The sequence below is a fragment of the Roseibium sp. RKSG952 genome (assembly GCF_009711355.1).
Genome location: NZ_SMMF01000961.1, coordinates 140,221 through 159,578, shown reverse-complemented (window position 1 = coordinate 159,578; position 19,358 = coordinate 140,221). Strand labels below are relative to the sequence as shown.

17 protein-coding genes are annotated in these 19,358 nt (G+C 55.8%); 10 read left to right on the top strand and 7 right to left on the bottom strand.

Features of this window, described 5'->3' with window-relative positions; translation table 11 throughout:
- Positions 1–13 precede the first annotated feature (13 nt).
- From E1297_RS43380 to E1297_RS43370, 3 genes are read left to right on the top strand one after another with little or no spacing between them, the layout of a single operon-like run.
- On the top strand, positions 14–853 hold the full coding sequence (locus E1297_RS43380) for a carbohydrate ABC transporter permease (RefSeq protein WP_155149451.1): 840 nt from the start codon (positions 14–16) through the stop codon (positions 851–853).
- Positions 850–1,878 carry a Gfo/Idh/MocA family protein gene (locus E1297_RS43375; RefSeq protein ID WP_155149449.1) on the top strand — a complete coding sequence of 343 codons (1,029 nt, stop codon included), beginning with the start codon at positions 850–852 and terminating at the stop codon, positions 1,876–1,878. Before E1297_RS43380 ends, E1297_RS43375 begins: the two co-directional genes overlap by 4 nt.
- A gap of 1 nt (position 1,879) precedes the next feature.
- The gene (locus tag E1297_RS43370) at positions 1,880–2,875 is read left to right on the top strand and encodes an ABC transporter ATP-binding protein (RefSeq protein ID WP_368669843.1); all 996 of its coding nucleotides are present in this window, start codon (positions 1,880–1,882) and stop codon (positions 2,873–2,875) included.
- Positions 2,876–2,882: 7 nt separating this feature from the next.
- Here the strand turns inward: E1297_RS43370 and E1297_RS43365 are convergent, their stop codons facing one another.
- From E1297_RS43365 to cyoA, 5 genes are read right to left on the bottom strand one after another with little or no spacing between them, the layout of a single operon-like run.
- Positions 2,883–3,590 (bottom strand): SURF1 family protein, encoded by a 708-nt coding sequence (locus tag E1297_RS43365; protein WP_155149447.1) that lies wholly within the window; start codon positions 3,588–3,590, stop codon positions 2,883–2,885.
- Positions 3,587–3,943: a cytochrome o ubiquinol oxidase subunit IV gene (gene cyoD, locus E1297_RS43360; protein ID WP_155149445.1), complete on the bottom strand. Its 357-nt coding sequence runs from the start codon at positions 3,941–3,943 to the stop codon at positions 3,587–3,589. Before cyoD ends, E1297_RS43365 begins: the two co-directional genes overlap by 4 nt.
- Entirely contained in the window at positions 3,940–4,578 is a 639-nt protein-coding gene (cyoC, locus tag E1297_RS43355; protein WP_155149443.1) for a cytochrome o ubiquinol oxidase subunit III, read from the bottom strand. The genes cyoD and cyoC overlap by 4 nt, the downstream gene beginning before the upstream one ends.
- Positions 4,578–6,611, bottom strand: coding sequence for a cytochrome o ubiquinol oxidase subunit I (gene cyoB, locus E1297_RS43350; protein ID WP_155149441.1), 2,034 nt, complete (start codon positions 6,609–6,611; stop codon positions 4,578–4,580). The genes cyoC and cyoB overlap by 1 nt, the downstream gene beginning before the upstream one ends.
- Positions 6,612–6,644: 33 nt before the next feature.
- Positions 6,645–7,706, bottom strand: a complete 1,062-nt coding sequence (gene cyoA, locus E1297_RS43345; RefSeq protein WP_155149439.1) for a ubiquinol oxidase subunit II — start codon at positions 7,704–7,706, stop codon at positions 6,645–6,647.
- Positions 7,707–7,904: 198 nt separating this feature from the next.
- Here cyoA and E1297_RS43340 point away from each other — a divergent pair, with 198 nt between their 5' ends.
- The gene (locus E1297_RS43340; RefSeq protein ID WP_155149437.1) at positions 7,905–9,176 is read left to right on the top strand and encodes an MFS transporter; all 1,272 of its coding nucleotides are present in this window, start codon (positions 7,905–7,907) and stop codon (positions 9,174–9,176) included.
- Positions 9,177–9,242: 66 nt separating this feature from the next.
- On the opposite strand, the gene E1297_RS43335 is transcribed toward E1297_RS43340, so the two are convergent.
- Positions 9,243–9,929 (bottom strand): DnaA N-terminal domain-containing protein, encoded by a 687-nt coding sequence (locus tag E1297_RS43335; RefSeq protein ID WP_155149435.1) that lies wholly within the window; start codon positions 9,927–9,929, stop codon positions 9,243–9,245.
- Positions 9,930–10,396: 467 nt separating this feature from the next.
- Here E1297_RS43335 and E1297_RS43330 point away from each other — a divergent pair, with 467 nt between their 5' ends.
- Both E1297_RS43330 and E1297_RS43325 read left to right on the top strand, forming a co-directional pair.
- Positions 10,397–11,704 carry an AAA family ATPase gene (locus E1297_RS43330; RefSeq protein WP_155149432.1) on the top strand — a complete coding sequence of 436 codons (1,308 nt, stop codon included), beginning with the start codon at positions 10,397–10,399 and terminating at the stop codon, positions 11,702–11,704.
- Positions 11,701–12,807: a ParB N-terminal domain-containing protein gene (locus E1297_RS43325; RefSeq protein WP_155149430.1), complete on the top strand. Its 1,107-nt coding sequence runs from the start codon at positions 11,701–11,703 to the stop codon at positions 12,805–12,807. Before E1297_RS43330 ends, E1297_RS43325 begins: the two co-directional genes overlap by 4 nt.
- A 69-nt stretch (positions 12,808–12,876) precedes the next feature.
- Here E1297_RS43325 and E1297_RS43320 read toward each other — a convergent pair whose 3' ends face one another.
- Entirely contained in the window at positions 12,877–13,932 is a 1,056-nt protein-coding gene (locus tag E1297_RS43320; RefSeq protein WP_155149428.1) for a tyrosine-type recombinase/integrase, read from the bottom strand.
- Positions 13,933–14,774: 842 nt separating this feature from the next.
- On the opposite strand from E1297_RS43320, the gene E1297_RS43315 reads away from it, so the two are divergent.
- The 4 genes from E1297_RS43315 (at position 14,775) to E1297_RS43300 (ending at position 19,355) form a co-directional block, all read left to right on the top strand.
- On the top strand, positions 14,775–15,803 hold the full coding sequence (locus E1297_RS43315) for a GlxA family transcriptional regulator (protein ID WP_155149426.1): 1,029 nt from the start codon (positions 14,775–14,777) through the stop codon (positions 15,801–15,803).
- Between the two features lie 90 nt (positions 15,804–15,893).
- A complete protein-coding gene (locus E1297_RS43310; RefSeq protein ID WP_155149424.1) occupies positions 15,894–17,033 on the top strand; it encodes an SRPBCC family protein in 1,140 nt (379 codons plus the stop codon).
- Positions 17,030–18,571, top strand: a complete 1,542-nt coding sequence (betC, locus tag E1297_RS43305) for a choline-sulfatase (protein WP_155149422.1) — start codon at positions 17,030–17,032, stop codon at positions 18,569–18,571. The genes E1297_RS43310 and betC overlap by 4 nt, the downstream gene beginning before the upstream one ends.
- The gene (locus E1297_RS43300; RefSeq protein ID WP_155149420.1) at positions 18,555–19,355 is read left to right on the top strand and encodes an SDR family NAD(P)-dependent oxidoreductase; all 801 of its coding nucleotides are present in this window, start codon (positions 18,555–18,557) and stop codon (positions 19,353–19,355) included. The genes betC and E1297_RS43300 overlap by 17 nt, the downstream gene beginning before the upstream one ends.
- The last annotated feature ends 3 nt before the right edge of the window (positions 19,356–19,358 follow it).

The window sequence follows — 19,358 nt, the reverse complement described above, 5'->3', positions numbered from 1 at the left end:
GGGGGATGGGATCATGAACAAAGCTCGCAGAAACCCCTTCAACATCGCCGCCATGCACGGCGCGCTGATCCTGTATACGCTGATCGCGCTATTCCCGGTCTTTGTGATCGTGATCAACAGCTTCAAATCCCGAAAAGCGATCTTTCGTGAACCACTGGCCCTGCCGGATGCAGAAACATTCTCGATGATCGGCTACCAGACAGTGATGAAACAGGGTGATTTCTTCCTGTATTTCCAGAACTCGATGATTGTGACCGTAGCGTCGTTGTTCTTCATCCTTCTGTTCGGAGCGATGGCGGCCTTTGCGCTCAGCGAATACCGGTTCAAAGGCAACACTCTGATGGGGCTTTACCTCGCATTGGGCATCATGATCCCGATCCGCATCGGTACAGTTGCGATCCTCGACATGATGGTGGCGACGGGGCTGGTAAACACGCTGATGGCGCTGATCCTCGTCTATACCGCACAAGGTCTGCCGCTGGCCGTCTTCATCCTGTCCGAATTCATGCGCCAGGTCAGCGATGATCTCAAAAACGCCGGCCGCATTGACGGGCTCAGCGAGTATACGATCTTCTTCCGGCTGGTTCTGCCATTGGTGCGTCCTGCGATGGCGACCGTGGCCGTGTTCAACATGATCCCGATCTGGAACGATCTGTGGTTCCCGCTGATCCTGGCCCCAGCTGAGGAAACCAAAACGCTGACGCTGGGCAGCCAGGTTTTCATCGGACAGTTCGTCACCGACTGGAACGCGGTTCTGTCGGCGCTCAGCATGGCAATCCTGCCGGTGATGGTTCTGTATGTCATCTTCTCGCGACAACTGATCCGCGGCATTACTTCGGGGGCAGTCAAATGATCCGGGTTCTCATCGCAGGTCTGGGCAACATGGGGCTGAGCCATGCGCTGGCGCATCACCATCACGCTGACGCTGAAATCGTTGGGCTGGTGAACCGATCCGGTACGGTCGATCACGCTGACCTGCAGTCATACCCGGTCTATACAGACTTCCATACCGCACTGGCCGAAACCAAGCCGGACCTGGCCGTGATAGCCACCTACTCCGACAGCCATGCCGATTTCGCCTGCGCAGCCATGGAGGCCCGGGCGCATGTATTCGTGGAAAAGCCGCTGGCAACTACAGGTGAAGATGCCCGTCGCGTCGTGGACAAGGCGGTTGAGACCAATCGCAAACTGGTCATCGGCTACATCCTGCGCCACCATCCGTCCTGGATGCGGCTGATCTCCGAAGCCCGTGATCTGGGTGGTCCCTATGTTTTCCGCCTCAATCTGAACCAACAATCGACCGGCCCGACCTGGGAGACGCACAAGGCTCTGATGCAGACCACCTCTCCCATCGTTGATTGCGGTGTCCACTATGTCGATGTGATGTGTCAAATCACCGACGCCATGCCCGTTCGCGTCAACGGAATGGGTCTGCGGCTTTCGGATGAGATCGCACCCGACATGTACAATTATGGCCAGTTCCAAGTGGTCTTTGAGGATGGCTCAGTGGGTTGGTACGAGGCTGGCTGGGGGCCAATGATGTCGGAAACCGCGTTTTTTGTGAAAGACATCGTGTCACCCAACGGTGCTGTATCAATCACCGAAGGCAACAAGGGCGATTCAGACGACGTGGACGGCCATACCAAAGTGGGTGGCATTCTGGTGCACAAACCCGGCGGAGATACCCTGATCGAAATAGAAGGCGAACCCGGCCATCAGGAACTCTGCGATGCGGAACAGGCTTACATGCTTAAAGCCATTGCCGATGATATCGACCTGACCCGCCACATGAGCGACGCGGTGCAATCCCTGCGCATCTGCCTTGCAGCCGATCAAAGCATAAGAACCGGCCAGCCGGTCGACCTGAAGGAGACGTAACGTGACCGCACTGACTCTGAGCAATGTGTGCAAGTCTTTCGGCCAGGTGGAGGTCCTGAAAAACATCGACCTGACCGTCGAGGAAAACGAATTCGTCGTATTCGTCGGCCCGTCGGGCTGCGGTAAATCCACGCTCCTGCGCGTAATCGCAGGATTGGAGGATGCGACATCGGGCACTGTCGAAATCGACGGGGAACGGGTCAATGATACGCCCCCTGCCAAGCGCGGCATTGCCATGGTGTTCCAGTCATATGCGCTCTATCCGCACCTGACAGTCCGGGGCAACATGGCGCTGGGTCTCAAACAGGCCAGACATCCGAAGAGTGAGATTGACCGTCGCATCACCGAGGCCAGCAGGATGCTGTCTCTGGAGCCGTATCTGGAACGCCGCCCAGCCGAACTGTCCGGTGGTCAGCGCCAGCGGGTTGCAATCGGTCGCGCGATCGTGCGGAATCCGAAACTGTTCCTTTTCGACGAACCCCTCTCAAATCTGGATGCGGCGCTCCGCCTGAACACACGGGTTGAAATTGCCAATCTGCACCGACAGATCAGCGCCAGCATGATCTACGTGACCCACGATCAGACCGAGGCGATGACACTTGCGGACAAGATCGTGGTTCTCCGGGATGGCAGGGTCGAACAGATCGGCAGCCCGATGGAGCTGTACAACAACCCCGCCAATCGTTTTGTGGCCGAGTTCATCGGCTCTCCGGCCATGAATTTCGTACCGGGCGACATGATTGGCGGCAGCACCAATACCGTTGTTGGGATACGCCCTGAATACGCTCAACTCGGCGCCACCGGGCCACTGTCAGGAACTGTGGTGCATGTCGAAAACCTAGGCGCAGACACCAACGTTCTGGTGAACATTGGTACGGACAAACCCTTCACCGTGCGCGCGTTTGGCCAGCACGATGTGTCCCCGGGCAGCGAAGTTGGCATCAATTTTGAAGCAGGCAACACGCTGACCTTCGGCACTGACGGGCTGAGGCTCTAGGGTTGCTCTACTTCTCGGACCGGCCCGAGCGTATAACGTAGACCAAAGCAGCGGCAAAAAGGATCGCCATCGCGTACCAGGTCAGCGCGTAGGACAGATGCGTGTTCCTGAACTTGACGATGGTAAGTCCACCACGAGGCCATGCCGCAGGCGCACCTGCATGTTCTGCGTCGATGAAATAGGGCAGCGTATCGCCAAGTCCCAGAGCCTTGGACATCGCCAGCGTATCGCGCGAAACCCAACGGTCATTTCCCGGTTCATTGCGCTCCAATAACGTGCCCTCGGGCTCGGTCGGGCGCAACAATCCGGTTATGCGGGAATCCGTTTCAACCCAGTTCTCGGGTTGCTTCTGATCTGACGAAACAAAACCACGATTGACCCACAGCACCCCCTCGTCTGTTGTCATCGGTGACATGACCCAGAATCCGGGTCCCAACTCGGTAACCGCCTTGACCAATATCGCGTCACTCGTCGGAAATTGGCCAACAACAGAGACACGCAAATAAGCATGCTGATCAGGATCGAATGCGTCAGGCAGCACTGCCGGTTCACCAAAGGCACGGCTTTCAACAGCTTCGATTAGCTCTACTTTCCAGGCCAGCCGCCGCATCTGCCAGTTGCCCAGCAAAACAAAGACAACGATCAACGCCGCCGACAGCCCCAACAGCAGCACGGTCACCCATCCGGGCCGTCGGGCAGTATTTTGATCGCTCATGGCAGGTTGCGAACCCGCTCGATCTGTTCATGTGCGGGCATCATGTTGGCGTCCAGATTGAACATGACCCAGATCGACCCCGCGAGGACAATGACCAGCAGCAATACCGTCAAGCCAAGCGACATTGCCTGCCACCCCTCCTCGGCCTTCAGGGTAACGTGCAGAAAGTAATGGATGTGCACCAGCATCTGTGCCGCGCCCAGCGTGAAGATGATCGCAACAGCCCAGGCCGTATTGTCCATCACATCACCCAGTACGATCCAGAACGGGATCAGGGTCAGTACGACGGAAAGCAGGAAGCCGATGACATAGGATTTGAAGGTGCCGCCGGCCCCTTTTGCGTGATCGCTCATAGCAGGACCCCCGTCAGGTAGACCAAGGAAAAGACACCGATCCAGATCAGATCGAGGAAGTGCCAGAAAAGGGACAGGCACATGACCCGTCGCTTGTTTTCATGGGTCAGCCCATGCTGACCCAGCTGAGCCAGAAGCACGAGCAACCAGATACTGCCACCCAGAACGTGTAGGCCATGCGTGCCCACCAGAATGAAGAACGACGACAGGAATGCGCTTGCCATCGGGGTCGCGCCGATGTGCCAGAGGTGCTTGAACTCTTCGATTTCCAAATACAGGAACCCTGCGCCAAACAGCCCTGTGACGATCAGCCAGAGCACCGTACCGCGCAGGTCATCCATCTCCATCCTCAGAACAGCGAACCCGTACGTGATCGACGAGAAGAGCAGCGCAAAGGTGGCGACCAAAATCATCTCGATATCGAACAGGTCGACAGGGGCCGGACCGGCCGCATAGTTGCGGCCCAGAACAGCGTAGGTTGCGAAGAGGATGCCGAAGATCAGGCAGTCGCTCATCAGGTAGATCCAGAACCCCAGCATGGTTCCGTTTTCGTGATGCTCTTCGTGATCGTCCCCGCGATGGGGATCTTCGATGACGAAGAACTCTTTCGGCTGATCCGTACTTGTATCCGACATTATTCCGCAGCCCCCGCCAGCAGTTGTGTCCGCTGGTCTTCGATACCCTTCACTTCATCCGCCGGGACATAATAGTCGCGGTCGTAGTTGAACGTATGGCCGATGCCATAGACCAGTGTTGCAGCGAAACTGACAGCCGCCAGCCACCAGATATGCCAGATCAGAGCAAAGCCCATGACCGTCAGGAATCCGGCCATGACGATGCCCGTGGCCGTATAGCGCGGCATGTGGATAGGAACGAACCCATCGGTGGGGCGCACGAACCCTTCGCGCTTCATCTGAGTGAAGGCGTCCAGCTCATAGACACGCGGCGTGAAGGCGAAGTTGTAGTAAGGCGGCGGCGAAGAGGTCGACCATTCCAGCGTACGTCCATTCCACGGATCGCCCGTGACATCGCGCAGCGCATCACGATTGCGGATCGAGACATAAATCTGCACCAGGAACGCAGCGATACCTGCAGCGACAAACAACGCGCCAACCAGAGCAATCACGAAATAGACCGAATAGAAGGTTGTTTCGAACTGACTGATACGGCGGGTCACGCCCATCAGGCCCAGCACGTAAAGCGGCATGAAGGCCAGATAGAACCCGATCAGCCAACACCAGAAGCTGACCTTACCCCAGAATGGCTCCAGCTTGAATCCAAACGCTTTGGGCCACCAGTAGATGATGCCCGCAAAGATGCCGAACACAACGCCACCAATGATCACATTGTGAAAATGCGCGATAAGGAACAGCGAGTTGTGCAGCACGTAGTCTGCGGGGGGCACCGCCAGCAGAACGCCGGTCATACCGCCGATCACGAAGGTCAGCATAAAGCCCATAACCCACAGCATCGGGGTCTCGAACCGGATGCGTCCCTTATACATGGTGAACAGCCAGTTGAAGATCTTGGCCCCGGTCGGGATCGAGATGATCATCGTGGTGATGCCAAAGAAGGCGTTCACGTTGGCCCCTGCCCCCATGGTGAAGAAGTGGTGCAGCCAGACGATATAGCTGAGCACCATGATCACGCAGGTCGCATAAACCATCGACGTATAGCCAAACAGCCGCTTTCCGGTGAATGTCGGCACGATTTCCGAGAAGATACCAAAGATCGGCAGGATCAGGATGTAGACCTCAGGGTGACCCCAAATCCAGATGAGGTTAACATACATCATCGGATTGCCGCCCAGGTCATTGGTAAAGAAATGGGTACCCAGATAGCGGTCCGCCGTCAGCAGTGCCAACGTTGCGGCCAGTACCGGGAACGTCACGACGATCAAAATGTTGGTGCATAGGGTCGTCCAGACAAAGACCGGCATCTTCATCAGTGTCATACCCGGCGCGCGCATCTTGATGATCGTCACCACAAGGTTGATGCCTGACAGAGTTGTCCCGATCCCGGCAATGTTCAGCGACCAGAGGTAATAGTCCATGCCGACGCTCGGACTGTATTCGAGCCCCGAGAAAGGCGCATAGGCCAGCCAGCCCGCAGTCGAGAACTCACCCACAAACAGCGACAGCATAATCAGCACAGCGCCAGAGATGGTCAGCCAAAGGCTGAGGTTGTTCAGGAACGGAAAGGCCACATCGCGCGCCCCGATCTGCAGCGGCATAACGTAGTTCATGAAGCCAGTGACAAAGGGCATCGCCACGAAAAAGATCATGATCACGCCATGGGCGGTGAAGATCTGGTCGTAGTGGTGCGCGTTCAGATAGCCCTCACCCCCACTGGCGGCGATGGCCTGATGACCCCGCATCAGCAGCGCATCCGCAAAGCCACGCAGCAACATGATCAGACCCAGAACCATGTACATAATCCCGATCTTCTTATGGTCGATGCTGGTAAACCATTCCTTCCAGAGATAACCCCAAAGGCGATAGTAGGTCAGCGCTCCGACAACGGCCAAACCGCCGAGCATGACAACGATGAACGTGACCAGCACGATCGGCTCGTAGAAGGGAAACACGCCCCAAGACAGCTTGCCCCAGAATTGGTCCACACCCGAAACATGGGCGATACCGTCAGCGACTTCGTGAGATAGCGACATAGCGTTATCTTTCCAGTTCTTATTCGTTTCAGGTCAGTTCGCGGCCGCCGGAGGAACCAGCGTCATCGCAGTGATAATTTCGTCTTCGCGGATGCGCATTTCGGGGCGGATCATCGCCATCAGCGCACCAGGGTCATCGGCCGAGCAAATGCCACGGAACATTTCGCGGTTCCAAAGCCCCTCAAGGCCACCACCGCCCAAGGCATCCACCATCATCATGTCATTGAGGCAAAGCGTGTCATCCTCGATGCACAGGTTGACGATCTTGTCCCACAATCCGTCTTCGACCGTGTTGTAGTAGGTCACAGGGTGGGAAATGCTGGGCTGGTTAAGCTGGGCAAGCGATTCCCGGTCCAACTCGGTTCCCTGCGCGCGCACCTGTTCAACCCAGGCATCAAAATCTGCCTGATCCTTGCCATGGAACTTAAAGCGCATCTGCGAAAAACCTTCGCCGCTGTAATTGGCCGAGAAACCGTCATAAATGCCGGCTTCGTTGATCACCGCATTCAACTCGGTCTGCATGCCGGACATGGCATAGATCTGTCCTGCAAGCGCCGGTACGAAGAACGAATTCATAACGGTGGTCGATGTGATTTCAAACTTGATCGGCCGGTCCACGATCGCAACAACTTCATTGACCGTTGCAATTCCTTCTTCCGGGTAGATGAACAGCCATTTCCAGTCCATTGCCGAAACCTGAATCACCATCGGTTCGACAGATTCGTCGATCTCTTCAACCGCTGAAATCCGCCTCAACGGCTCAAATGGATCCAGCCTGTGGGTCGCGACATAGGTCAACCCCGCAAGGCAGATGATGATCGCCAAGGGCACGGACCAGATGATGATCTCTAGACTGGTCGAATGATCCCAGTCCGGCTCATACGTCGCATCCTTGTTCGATTCGCGGTACTTCCATGCGAAGAATACGGTCAACGCCATGACCGGAACGATCACGATCAGCATCAGGACCGTTGAGTACAAAATCAGGTCCGCCTGCTGAACGGCGACATCGCCGGAAGGATCGAGGACAACCATGTCGCACCCTGCCAGTGCGATTAGCGACAACAATGCTGCCGCGGGAAATGCGCGCTTCATTTTCTTGCGTCTCTTGGATCGGTTTTGGACTGAAGAGTTGCTAAGCTGGCGAGACATTCACGTACCTCTGCTTGCGAGGCCCCTTGTGCTGTTTTCTATGTCGTGGTGCAATGCGACAAATGATGACCCACAGAATTACCTTTGGCTTGGTGCTCCGGGAACGATGGGTATCCCGAACATTCGAGACAGGAGTATATCATGACCAGCGTTGATAACACACCGCGCTACTCAGCTACGATTGACGAGGTGATCACCACCGTCGTCATGGCGCGAGTAACTGATTTCTTTGGATTTTTTGTCTATGCTATCGCTTCGGCCCTGGTATTTCCCCAATTGTTTTTTCCGATGCTCGACCCGCTGTCTGGTACGCTGGCGTCATTTGCGATCTTTTCTCTCGCATTTCTCGCACGCCCCGTCGCAAGCCTTTTGGGTCGAACCTTGCAGTACAAAATAGGCCGGGTCGGCAAGGTGTCACTCGCGCTTTTGCTGCTGGGAACGTCCACTGTCGCCATCGGTTTGCTGCCGGGATATGAGAAAATCGGCTGGCTTGCGCCTGTTTTATTGGCTGTTTTGCGCATTCTTCAGGGTCTTGGGCTCGGTGGCGCCTGGGACGGATTGACGCTGCAGCTACAAAGCGCTGCGCCAAAAAACCGCAAGGGCCTCTATGCCATGGTACCCCAACTGGGCGGACCTATCGGATTCGTTGTGGCCGCTTCGATATTCTTCGTTCTCAACGGTTTTCTGACAGAAGAAGAGTTCATCAAATGGGGCTGGCGGTTCGCATTCTTCGCAGTAATGGCGGTGAATGTCGTATCCCTCTATGCTCGCGTCCGGTTGCTGAATGCCGATCTGGGCGTTGAGCCGGAAGTCACCGAATCTGCACCTCTGAAAGAGCTGGTTCAGAACGAGGGCAGAACCATCCTGCTTTCGGCCTTCCTGCCTCTGGCCAGCTATGCGCTGTTCCACATGGTCACGGTGTTCCCGCTTGCATTCGCAGCCATCTATGAGCGGTTCGAGATCACCGAGGTTCTGACCGTGCAGTTGATTGGCGGTACGCTGGCGATCCTGACAGTGATTGCATCGGGCATTCTGGCGGACATGTACAACCGGCGCACAGTGATCAAAATCAGCACGGTTCTTATCGTCCTGCTCAGCCTGATGATCGGAACATTGGCCCATTATCCGTACGCCTACATCCTGTTCGGCTTCCTCGTGCTGGGCCTGTCATACGGTCAAGCAAGCGCCATCGTGCCAAAGCGCTTTCCGAAGAAATACCGCTATTCCGGTTCCGCTATGGCGACAAACCTGTCCTGGATTTTCGGAGCAGCCTTTGCGCCCCTTGTGGGAATCGGGCTGACTGCAGTATTCGGCCTGTGGGCTGCAGGACTGTATCTGCTTTCGGGTGCGCTGGTGACATTTGGCGCGCTTAGCCTGCTGAACAAACGCGATTCAGACGACAGATCAGCTTGATCGACGAATATGTTTGCCGGGTAAGCGATGAATGCTTGTCCGGCGAGCGACGTAAGGCAAACTTAGCTATTCGGCAGCTTCAACCCGAATGGATCTGATCGAAGGATCTGTGCGCCCGTAAGCGGCCAGAATTCGACCACTCCACTTTTGGGCGATGTAGTCTGCCATGAAACGAGATGGCGCCATCAGGGTTGCGACGCCCCCTGCCCTCTCGACCTCAGTAAGGTGCTGAAACCAGCTTGACCAGAGTTCAGGGTCGCGCCCATGCAGGGCCGCCTGAACGGCGCTCCAGACATCGTCACCGTCTGTCTGAGCCAGGGGTGGCTTAACCGCGAATGGAACTATGTTCGATGGTTCGACTTCCGGCTGATGTCCCATTCGTTCTGCAAAGTCTGTGCCAATGACAGGCCAAACCGTAGACGTATCCAGCATGATCTGTTTGAGGTCCAGCTCGTAAACGGCAACGCGTCCGCGAACAGCCGGGCGCTTAACCGCTATCCAGCCCAAACCACGTAGCTTGGCCATTTCTCTTTTGACTGTGCGCTCATCGACAGACCAAAGGCGAGCAATTTCTTCCCGCCCGATCGACAACTCATTGTTACGCCAGTTGTATCGCGTGGTGATCAGGCTCACGATTCGCAGAATGCTGCGCTGACGATGCTTGTCTCCGGATAAGGCATGGACAGCCAAAGCCGATAAAATATCATACTTGAGAGCTGGCGCATTTCGGCCAACCGGCTTTGAAAGCTGCATCCGGGTCCTCACCGTCTCGATCTGCCTCGTGCGGGTTAGTCCGCATCGTTAGCGCCGTTTCCCAACGCTTTTCGTAATGTTGCCCTGATTAGCGTCCAATGTGACGATTCTGTCAAGAGCCCTCTGAAATTGATGCAATTCAGAGCCCCATTCCGACTAAAAATATAAATAGATTGGTGAAGTATTGGTGATGGGGGACATCTTGCGTGTCCCCCTATTTGAGAGGTTTGTCCCCCTAAATCGGGCGGAGCTCCCCAATCTGTCCCCCTAAATCTTGTGCACTAAGCCAAGCGATGGGTGAACGCAGGGATGTTTCCTCTCCGAATCGGCCGGGCGTCGAAAACCCCTTAATTTCTTACCCGCGGGTAAGATTGGGATTTCATGATAATTTCTTTTGCCAAAAACGCAAACCAAGCGTAAAAAGCGAATAGGCAAAAATTTACGTCCAATAAAAAGAGAGCTGAGGCATGTACACGCACGAAGACCTTAATGCATTGCGCAATCAATCCCTCAAGTTGCAGGGTTGGATTCGCCAGCAAACTTTCAGCCCCGAGATGGAGAAGACGCTGCGCCGGTTTTCCAGCTGGGAAGTTTCCGAGCTGATATTTCGGGTGAACCAGTCAACCTTTCGCGGCAAGCTGGCCGCTGACCCTTCTCTGCCCGGTGGAGAGGTGGAGCCAGACGGCCGGCAACGTTGGTTCAGCCTTGAGGAGGTCAATGAGCTGCGTCGACGGCTCAAGGTCAATCGCAGATCCCTGATGCCGCCACGTCCTGTAGGAAAGCGGGCTATCCGTGCGGCAGTCGCGAACTTCAAGGGTGGTGCCGGCAAATCGACCGTCGCGTTGCATCTGGCGCATGCCGCCGCTCTGGATGGGTATCGCGTGCTGGTGGTAGATTTCGACCCTCAGGCGACGCTGAGCCATTCCATGGGCCTAACGGATGTGGCCGAGGACTTCACCGTCTGGGGCATCATGGCGCGGGACCTGATCCGCGAGACCGAGCGGATGAACAACCGCCCGGCGGCCGCTGAATCCGGAACCGCCCTGCCCCGCCGCGAGTTGCCGCCCTCGATCACCGACATGGGTCTTGGTGACCTGCGCATCGCAGACTTTATTAAACAAAGCTCATGGTCGACCATCGATGTCATCCCCTCCTGCGCCAACGCTGCCTTCGTTGAATTTGCCTCTGCGCAGTATCGGCATCTGAATCCGGAATGGTCGTTCTTTGCCGCGGTGTCCCGATATCTCGATCAGATTCCCGACGATGCCTATGACCTGATCCTGTTCGATTGCCCTCCGGCCATTGGGTATCAGTCGATGAATGCGGTCTTCGCGGCTGACATGCTCTATGTGCCGTCCGGCCCAGGATATTGGGAGTATGACTCGACAACGTCTTTCATTGGTCAATTGGCTGAGGCGCTCGAAGACCTTGCCTATGGTTTCGACAAGACCTTACCCACGGGTAAGATTGGTCTGCCCAAGACATTCTGTGAACTGCGCTTCCTGTTGACGCGTTACGAACCCGGAAACGCTCTGCACCTTGCCATGTTCGATGCGTTCCGCAAGGTTTTCGGCGAACACGTTGCCGAGCACCCTGTCGAGATGACCCGTGCAGTTGAGCAGTCAGGCCGCTTCCTGAGCTCGGTCTATGAAATGGACTACCGCGAAATGACGCGAGAGACCTGGCGTCGCGCACGATCGACCTTTGACAATGTATATGAAGAATTCCGGGGCGTAATGTTGTCGGCCTGGGACAAGCTGGAGGATGACGCATGAGCCGTAAACGCAGAATGTTTGATATCGATATGCCGGCTGTCGAGGATATACCGGTTGGCAAGGTTCCTGACAAAGTGCTCGAAAAACGTCGCGGTCCAATGGCCGCTGCGATTTCCGAAAATGCGGATGCGTTGCGGGACCAGCAATCTACAGAAGATGCAATTCGGTCCGAGAATGATCGACTGGCGCATGAGCTTGTCCGTTTACGTTCCGAAGGTCTTGTGACTGAGCACATCGCATTATCCGATGTGATGACTGAAAAGCTGACGCGCGATCGCAAACCCGGCCCTGATCCCGAACTGGATGAGCTCAAACTTTCAATCCAGGAGATTGGCCTGTCCAACCCCATCCGCGTAGAACGTCGACCCGATGGACGATTTGACCTGATTCAAGGAATGCGGCGCCTCTCGGCATATCGCGCCCTGTACGAGGAAACCGGTGATGAAGCCTATGCCAAAATCCCTGCAGGTATCGCCGAAGCGTCAGAGCTGAACGACAGCTATCGCCGTATGGTGGATGAAAATCTGATCCGCAAGGATATCTCCTTCGCTGAAATGGGTGCACTTGCGCGGGCATTTGCAGATGATCCGAACAACGATTGTGTGGATGTCGATAAGGCTGTGTCGATCCTGTTCAAGTCGGCGAGCTACACCAAACGCAGCTATATTCGGGCTTTCGCTAGTCTTCTTTCCTTGCTGGAGAAAGTGCTGATGCATCCCAACGACATTCCGCGCAATGTCGGTGTGGAACTGAAGCGCAAGTTTGATACAGATCCCGGCCTTATCGGGCAGGTGAGCTCTGCGTTGATGAGTGAACCTGACCGGGACAGTAGCCGTGAGGTTGCCATTTTACGCAGCTTTTTAAACACAGAAGCTGCCGAGCCGACCAAGAATGCAACGAAGAACAACAGCAAACCACGTCGAGCCAAGACAACGTTTCAGGTGTCCGGACGGGCAGGGATCGCGAAGTGTTCGGCATCAAGCGGGCGTATTGATCTGCGGTATGACCTCGATTTCACACGGGTCGACAGGGCCCGGTTGGAACAGGCCATCTCAACACTTATTGCGGATCTCTGGGAAGAGGATGATCTTACCCACGGGTAAGAAAATGATATTTGGCTTGAATTTCAGCAATGGCGCCGGAGAGAGTTCCGGCGCCATTTTGTTTGCAAACTATCCCAGCAGATCCGTCGCCGGGTTCTCGGCAATATCGACGTCATCGTAGTATTTCTGGGCCTGAGCGAGCGAGCGATGCAGGGAGAGGCGCATTGCGGCCTGAATCGGCGCACCGTCCAGCGCCGCCTGTGTCAGGAAGCCGGAGCGCAGCCCGTGCGGTGAGGCATAGTCTTCGGGCAGGCCCGCCAGTTTCAGCCGGTGCCGGACAATCTGATAGATCGCATCGGGTGAAAGGCGGCGCTTGAGTACGCGATCCGCTTTGGAGACAGGGCGGAACAGCGGCCCATCGCGAATCTCGCCAACCTCAATCCAATGGACCAGCGCCTGTGCGGCACGCCCCTTGAGCACCAATCGGGGTGTCTCACCTTTCTGGGTGGTTTTGGTTTCCAGCAGCGAAAGCCAGATCAGCCCGGCCTTGTTGAAATCCTTCAGATTGACATCCTCGCGGCGCAATCCGGCAATCTCGGAACGTCGTCGCCCACCCGAGGCCCAGCCCAGCATCAGCAAAGCCCGGTCACGGCAATCCCGACGGCTGCCGCGGCAGGTGGCCAGAAGCTGCTCGAGAATGCCACGCGTGATAGGATGGGCAGATTTCGGGGCAGGGGGACGGGCCATAGCCCGGCGCGCCTTGGCGCGCGCCTGTTTGACCTGGGGCGCATCAAAAGGGCTGGTCAGGTTCTTCATCCGGTGGAATGCCAGCCAGGACGCGATGCGCCGGTCCAGTGTTGATGGGGCTGGGCAGGCGAGGCTGCGGCGCAGTCCCTGCGCAATCAGCATGTCCGCTGTTTGCCGGGCGATGTCAGCCTCAGATGCGCTGCTGAGATCGCGTGCGTGATCGAGAATGAAAGCGAGCGCTGTGGCCTCGGATTCCGGCCAGGCCAGTGCGGCACCAAATCGGGCAGATTTCCATGCTGTGATGTAGACCAGATCACGTTCGTAGGCCCGCAAAGTGTTTTCCGGGGTTCCTCGGACATACAGGTCACTCAGTGCCTCCTGATCGACGAGCGTTAGGGCAGGGGTAGCGGCTGGTAGATATGGGACAGGAGGCTTCATGACCGCCATTCTGTGCCAATTTTCTGGTGAAATCAATTATACATGATAAGGGATACTTATCACATGTAATGATGAGAGAGTCAAGTTTCTAATGTAACGAACAAAATGTGCGAATAATGCGCACAAAGGTGGCAGGCATATTGTAAACCAATAAAACTACTGGAAACTGTCGCAATTTCTGAACAATGCTGAAGGAGGCCGAAGAACAGCCGACACCCTGTCAAATGCATAGGCTGCTGCTGCAGGGAGATTTCGGGCGTTAGTCGATCTCTTGGCATCACGCAAACTGGGTCAATGCCTGCCCAATTAGCCTTCAAGGGGTTTTTGAGTGTCGAAGCTCGGCTTTGGTTGACCTTTGGTTTGATGTAGCGATGGGTCGGTTTCGACGAGGTGGTGACACTATGAACCCGTAGGTAAGACAACTCGTCATGAGCAAACGTGTTTCGAAAGCCCACTTGAATGGATACTGTTCTCTGCGATCAGTGATTTTATACGCCGTTTAAGCCTAACGTCGTTTCGTACCGAAAGTGTGCGAGTTTGAATACTTGTTGGCGGGGCGCGGCATCATAGTCAGTCACGAAACGAATTGTTCATGGTGATTAAACTCGGACCTCAATTGGGAAGGTGTTTTCGCAGTAAGCTGCTGAAATACCGGGTCTGACCTGATTGATGTTGACCGATACAAGACAAAGCCAAAAGTCCAAGATCGGGTTCAAAGACGGTTTCGCAATGAGCGGCAAGCTTTCCGCAGTATCCACGCTCGGTGAAGGCTGGCGTTTCTATGCCGGGAATGATCTTCTAAAGCTGTATCCTTATTTCTTAGAGACCGCTGCGTCGTGGCCATGTTGAAGAAAAACGAATTGACCGAGATTCTGGTTCTGGTCACGCCGCATTTCAATCTTGCGGCGACAATGGCGTTTTTGGACCCGTTCAGGGCTGCAAACTACCTGGCTGGAAAACAGCTTTTTCAGTGGTGTGTAGCGTGTGAAACCGGCACGTATTGCCAAGCCAGCAACGGGGTGGAAGTTGCGGTCAGGCCGCTGGATTCCATTAGGCAATCACGACCAGACATAGTCGTTGCGTCCAGCAGTTGGACGCCCGAAGCTTTCACCAGTGAGCCCCTGCTTTCTGCGATACGCAAATACGCACGGACTGGCAGCTATGTTGCAGGGATCGATACCGCGGCCTTCATCCTGGCCGAAGCAGGTCTCTTGCGGGGGCGACGTGCCACCGTCCATTACGAGCATATAGATGCTTTCGGTGAGAAATATCCAGAGACCGAAGTGTGTGAGGATTTGTTCCTGCATGAAGGCAATATCGGTACTTGTTGTGGCGGGACTGCAACCGGCGAATTTGCACTGTTTCTGCTGCACGGGATTGTCGGCGATGCACTGACAAACGATTGCGCAAAATATCTGTTCTATCCCAATCTTCGTGGGCTGGGCGCACATCAGACCGACAGCCAACTGGAACCTCTGGGAAACACGGCGCCGCCCAAGGTCCGGAAAGCGATCGTGATCATGGAACAGCACTTGGAAACGCTGATTGCCATTCCCGAGCTGTGCAAGCTTGCTGGGGTTTCTCAACGTCAGTTGAATCGCCTGTTTCAGGAGTATGTGAAGACCAGTCCGCAATTGTATTACCGGGATATCCGGTTGGACCGGTCGAGGGGGTTGGTCACACAGACTGAGCTTCCCATCTCCGAAGTTGCGCAGGCCTGCGGTTTTCCAAGCCAGGTCCATTTTGCACGTGCTTACAAGCAACGCTTTGGTCTGCCTCCAAGTCAGGATCGGATCGAGGGCAGGGTACCGTTCGAGTTTCGGGCCTGGCCGATGTACCGTCCGGCTGTGGGTGTAAGGGATGGCGAATAAAGTTTAGTCTATGGCGATTAGACTGCCCGCACCATTGTGGTTTTTGGCAGATCATACCTTTGCAAACCGGCAGGCAAAGGAGTGTCCAAAATGACAGACCTACCGACCCAGGCTCAGTTCGCGACCATCGCTGAGGGCTATTCGGCGGATGCGGGCAATTCGCAATCTCTGAAAGCCGACGCTTATGTAAAGCAAGAGTGGTTTGCTGCCGATCAGCGTGAAATCATAGCAAAGTCCTGGCAGTGGGTTTGCCACGTTGAGAAATTGCGGGAATCCGGGTCGTTTGTGACCATCGAAATAGCTGGGCAACCTATTGCGGTGGTTCGGGATCGTGAGGGTGTTCTGAGGGCGTTTTACAACGTCTGCAAACATCGTGCACACGAGTTGCTGAAAGGGGAGGGCAGTACGACCCGCATCATGTGCCCCTATCATGCTTGGATCTATAAGTTGGACGGTCAGCTGGTACGTGCGCCGGAAACTGAACATCTTGAGAATTTCAGCACCGGTGAGATCTGTCTCGATCAAGTTCAGGTCGAAGAATTCGCTGGTTTTGTTTACGTCAATCTGGACCCGACCGCGGCATCGCTGAAAGAGCAGTCAGGCAATCTGGAAACTGAAATCCGCCATTGGGCACCTGACATAGACCAACTCACTTTTGGTCACCGCCTGACCTATGACATCAAGTCGAACTGGAAGAATGTCGTCGACAATTTTCTGGAGTGCTATCACTGCCCCACCGCGCACAAAGATTTTTGCGATCTGGTGGATATGGATACTTATAAGGTCACCACACACGGTATCTATTCCAGCCACATGGCGGATGCGGGGAAGTCTGCAAATACCGCCTATGATGTTTCCAACGCGACCGTGCGCACCCATGCGGTCTGGTGGCTGTGGCCGACAACCTGCCTGATGCGGTATCCCGGACGGTCCAGCATGATTGTCCTGAACATCATTCCCGTAGGCCCGGATCGGACATTGGAGACATACGACTTTTTCCTTGAAACGCCCGAACCCGATGAAGGCGAACTGGATGCCATCCGGTATCTGGATGAAGTCCTGCAGGTCGAGGACATCAGCCTTGTCGAAAGCGTTCAACGTGGTATGAGCACGCCCGCCTTCACCCAAGGACGCATTGTCAATGACCCGACCGGATCGGGAAAATCCGAACACGCAGTTCACCACTTTCATGGTTTGGTTCTGGAGGCCTATGCCGGGGCCGTCAGATGACGCGGCCCAACATCGTTGTCATCATGGCAGATCAGCTGGCCCCACATTGGACCGGAGCCTACGGCCACCCGATCGCCAAGACGCCCCATATCGACGCGCTGGCGGCGCGGGGAATGCGATTTGATGCGGCTTATTGCAATTCGCCGCTTTGCGCACCGTCTAGGTTTGCCTTCATGTCGGGCCAGTTGATCAGCCGCATCGCCACCTATGACAACGCAAGCGAATTCCGCGCTTCGGTCCCGACCTTTGCGCATTATCTCAAGGCGTTGGGATATCGCACCTGCCTGTCCGGTAAGATGCACTTCGTGGGTCCTGACCAGAAACACGGATTTCAAGATCGTGTCACGACCGACATCTACCCTGCCGATTTCTCCTGGACTCCTGATTGGGAGGCTCCGGACGAGCGCATTGATAAGTGGTATCACAACATGCAGACAGTCAAGGAAAGCGGTGTCGCTGTCGCTACTTTCCAGACCGATTACGATGACGAGGTCGGTTTTGCTGCGCGTCGCTGGCTGATTGACCGGGGACGTGAACGCGCGGCAGGGGAGGATACACCCTTTTGCATGGTGGCCAGCTTTATCCATCCGCATGATCCCTACGTCGCCAAACCCGAATGGTGGGATCTCTATGATGACGATGAGATTCCCATGCCCGAATTTGTGCCTGCGCTGGATGAGCAGGATCCGTTTTCGCGCCGGGTGATGGATGGGATCGAAGCCAGCGTGGTGCCCCTGTCCGAGGAAGAGGTGCGCCGCGCCCGCCGTGCCTATCTGGCGAATGTCAGCTATTTTGACAGCAAGGTCGGTGCAATTGTCAAAGCCATCGAAGATATCGGTGAAAGCGACAACACCATAATCATCGTGACAGCAGATCATGGCGATATGCTGGGTGAGCGTGGGTTGTGGTACAAGATGAACTTCTTCGAACACTCTGCCCGTGTACCGCTGATTATGGCGGGCGCGGGTGTTTCCCATGGCGTAGCCGGAAATGCGTGCTCGCTTCTGGACCTGTTGCCAACCTTCATCGACATTGCTGGTGGCAGTGCAGCGACTTTGGGCGAACCGGTGGATGGCCGTTCCCTGATGCCCCTTGCGCGTGGCGAAGCCGACCCGGTGGACGAAGCGATCGGCGAATACTGTGCCGAGATGACGCCCTATCCCGTTTTCATGATCCGGCGCGGACCTTTGAAATACATTCATTGTGATGCCGACCCGCCTCAGCTTTTTGATCTGGCCCAGGACCCGCTGGAAACGAAAAATATAGCTAAAGAACCCGCTTATCGGGGTGCTGCCGCAGCTTTCGCTGCAGAAGTGACCGAGCGATGGGACAGCGAAGAACTGCGTCGCAATATCATCGCCACTCAGAAATCCCGGCGCGCGCTGCATGCTGCGATGGAGGCGGGGGCCGGAGAGCATTGGGACTACAACCCGCCGTCTGACGCCAGCCAGCAATATGTGCGCAACCACATGGACTGGACCGTGGCCGCCGAACACTATCGTTTAAACCCGAGGACCCCCGATGACAGGAAAACTTGAAGGCAAAACCGCTTTGGTGACTGGTGGGCGCGGTGGCATTGGGCGTGCAATCGTCGCGCGCTTCCTCCGCGAAGGTGCCCATGTTTATGCCGCCGATCTTACCCCGCAGGGCTCGCTGTCTGAACATGACGAGGATGGCAGCGTCTTTGTCAAACTGGACGTCACGCAAGAGACCGACGCAGTCGCGGCGATGGAGCGGGTCAAATCCTATACTGGTAAGCTGGATATTCTGGTCAACGCCGCAGGGATCGAGATTGAAAAAACCATCGAGGACACCTCGCTGGAAGAATGGAACCGCAGCTTTGCTGTAAACTGCACCGGCACGTTTCTGACTTCGAAATACGCGCTGCCGCTGATGCGCAAAGCGGCCCAGTCAGGGACCAGTGCCAGCATTATCAACTTCGGTTCCTATGACGGGTTCATCGCTGATCCGGGCCTCGCAGCCTATTGCGCCACCAAAGGGGCCGTCCACGCGTTGACCCGCGCGATGGCTTGTGACCACGGTCCTGAAGGCATTCGCGTCAACGCCATTTGTCCGGGCTATATCGATACGCCAATGCTGCAAAGTTTCTTCACCGGTGATGGTTCCGGCGCTGGCGGGAAAACTATTGATCAGCTGCAACAAGCGGTGCGCGATGTTCACCCGATGCGCACCTATGGCACACCCGAGGACATTGCCAATCTGGTTAACTGGCTGGCCTCGGACGAGGCGCGCTACGCCTCGGGTCAATTGTGGGTGCTGGATGGCGGGCTGTCAGCCCAGGTGCAGCAGATGAAGCTCTGAGGA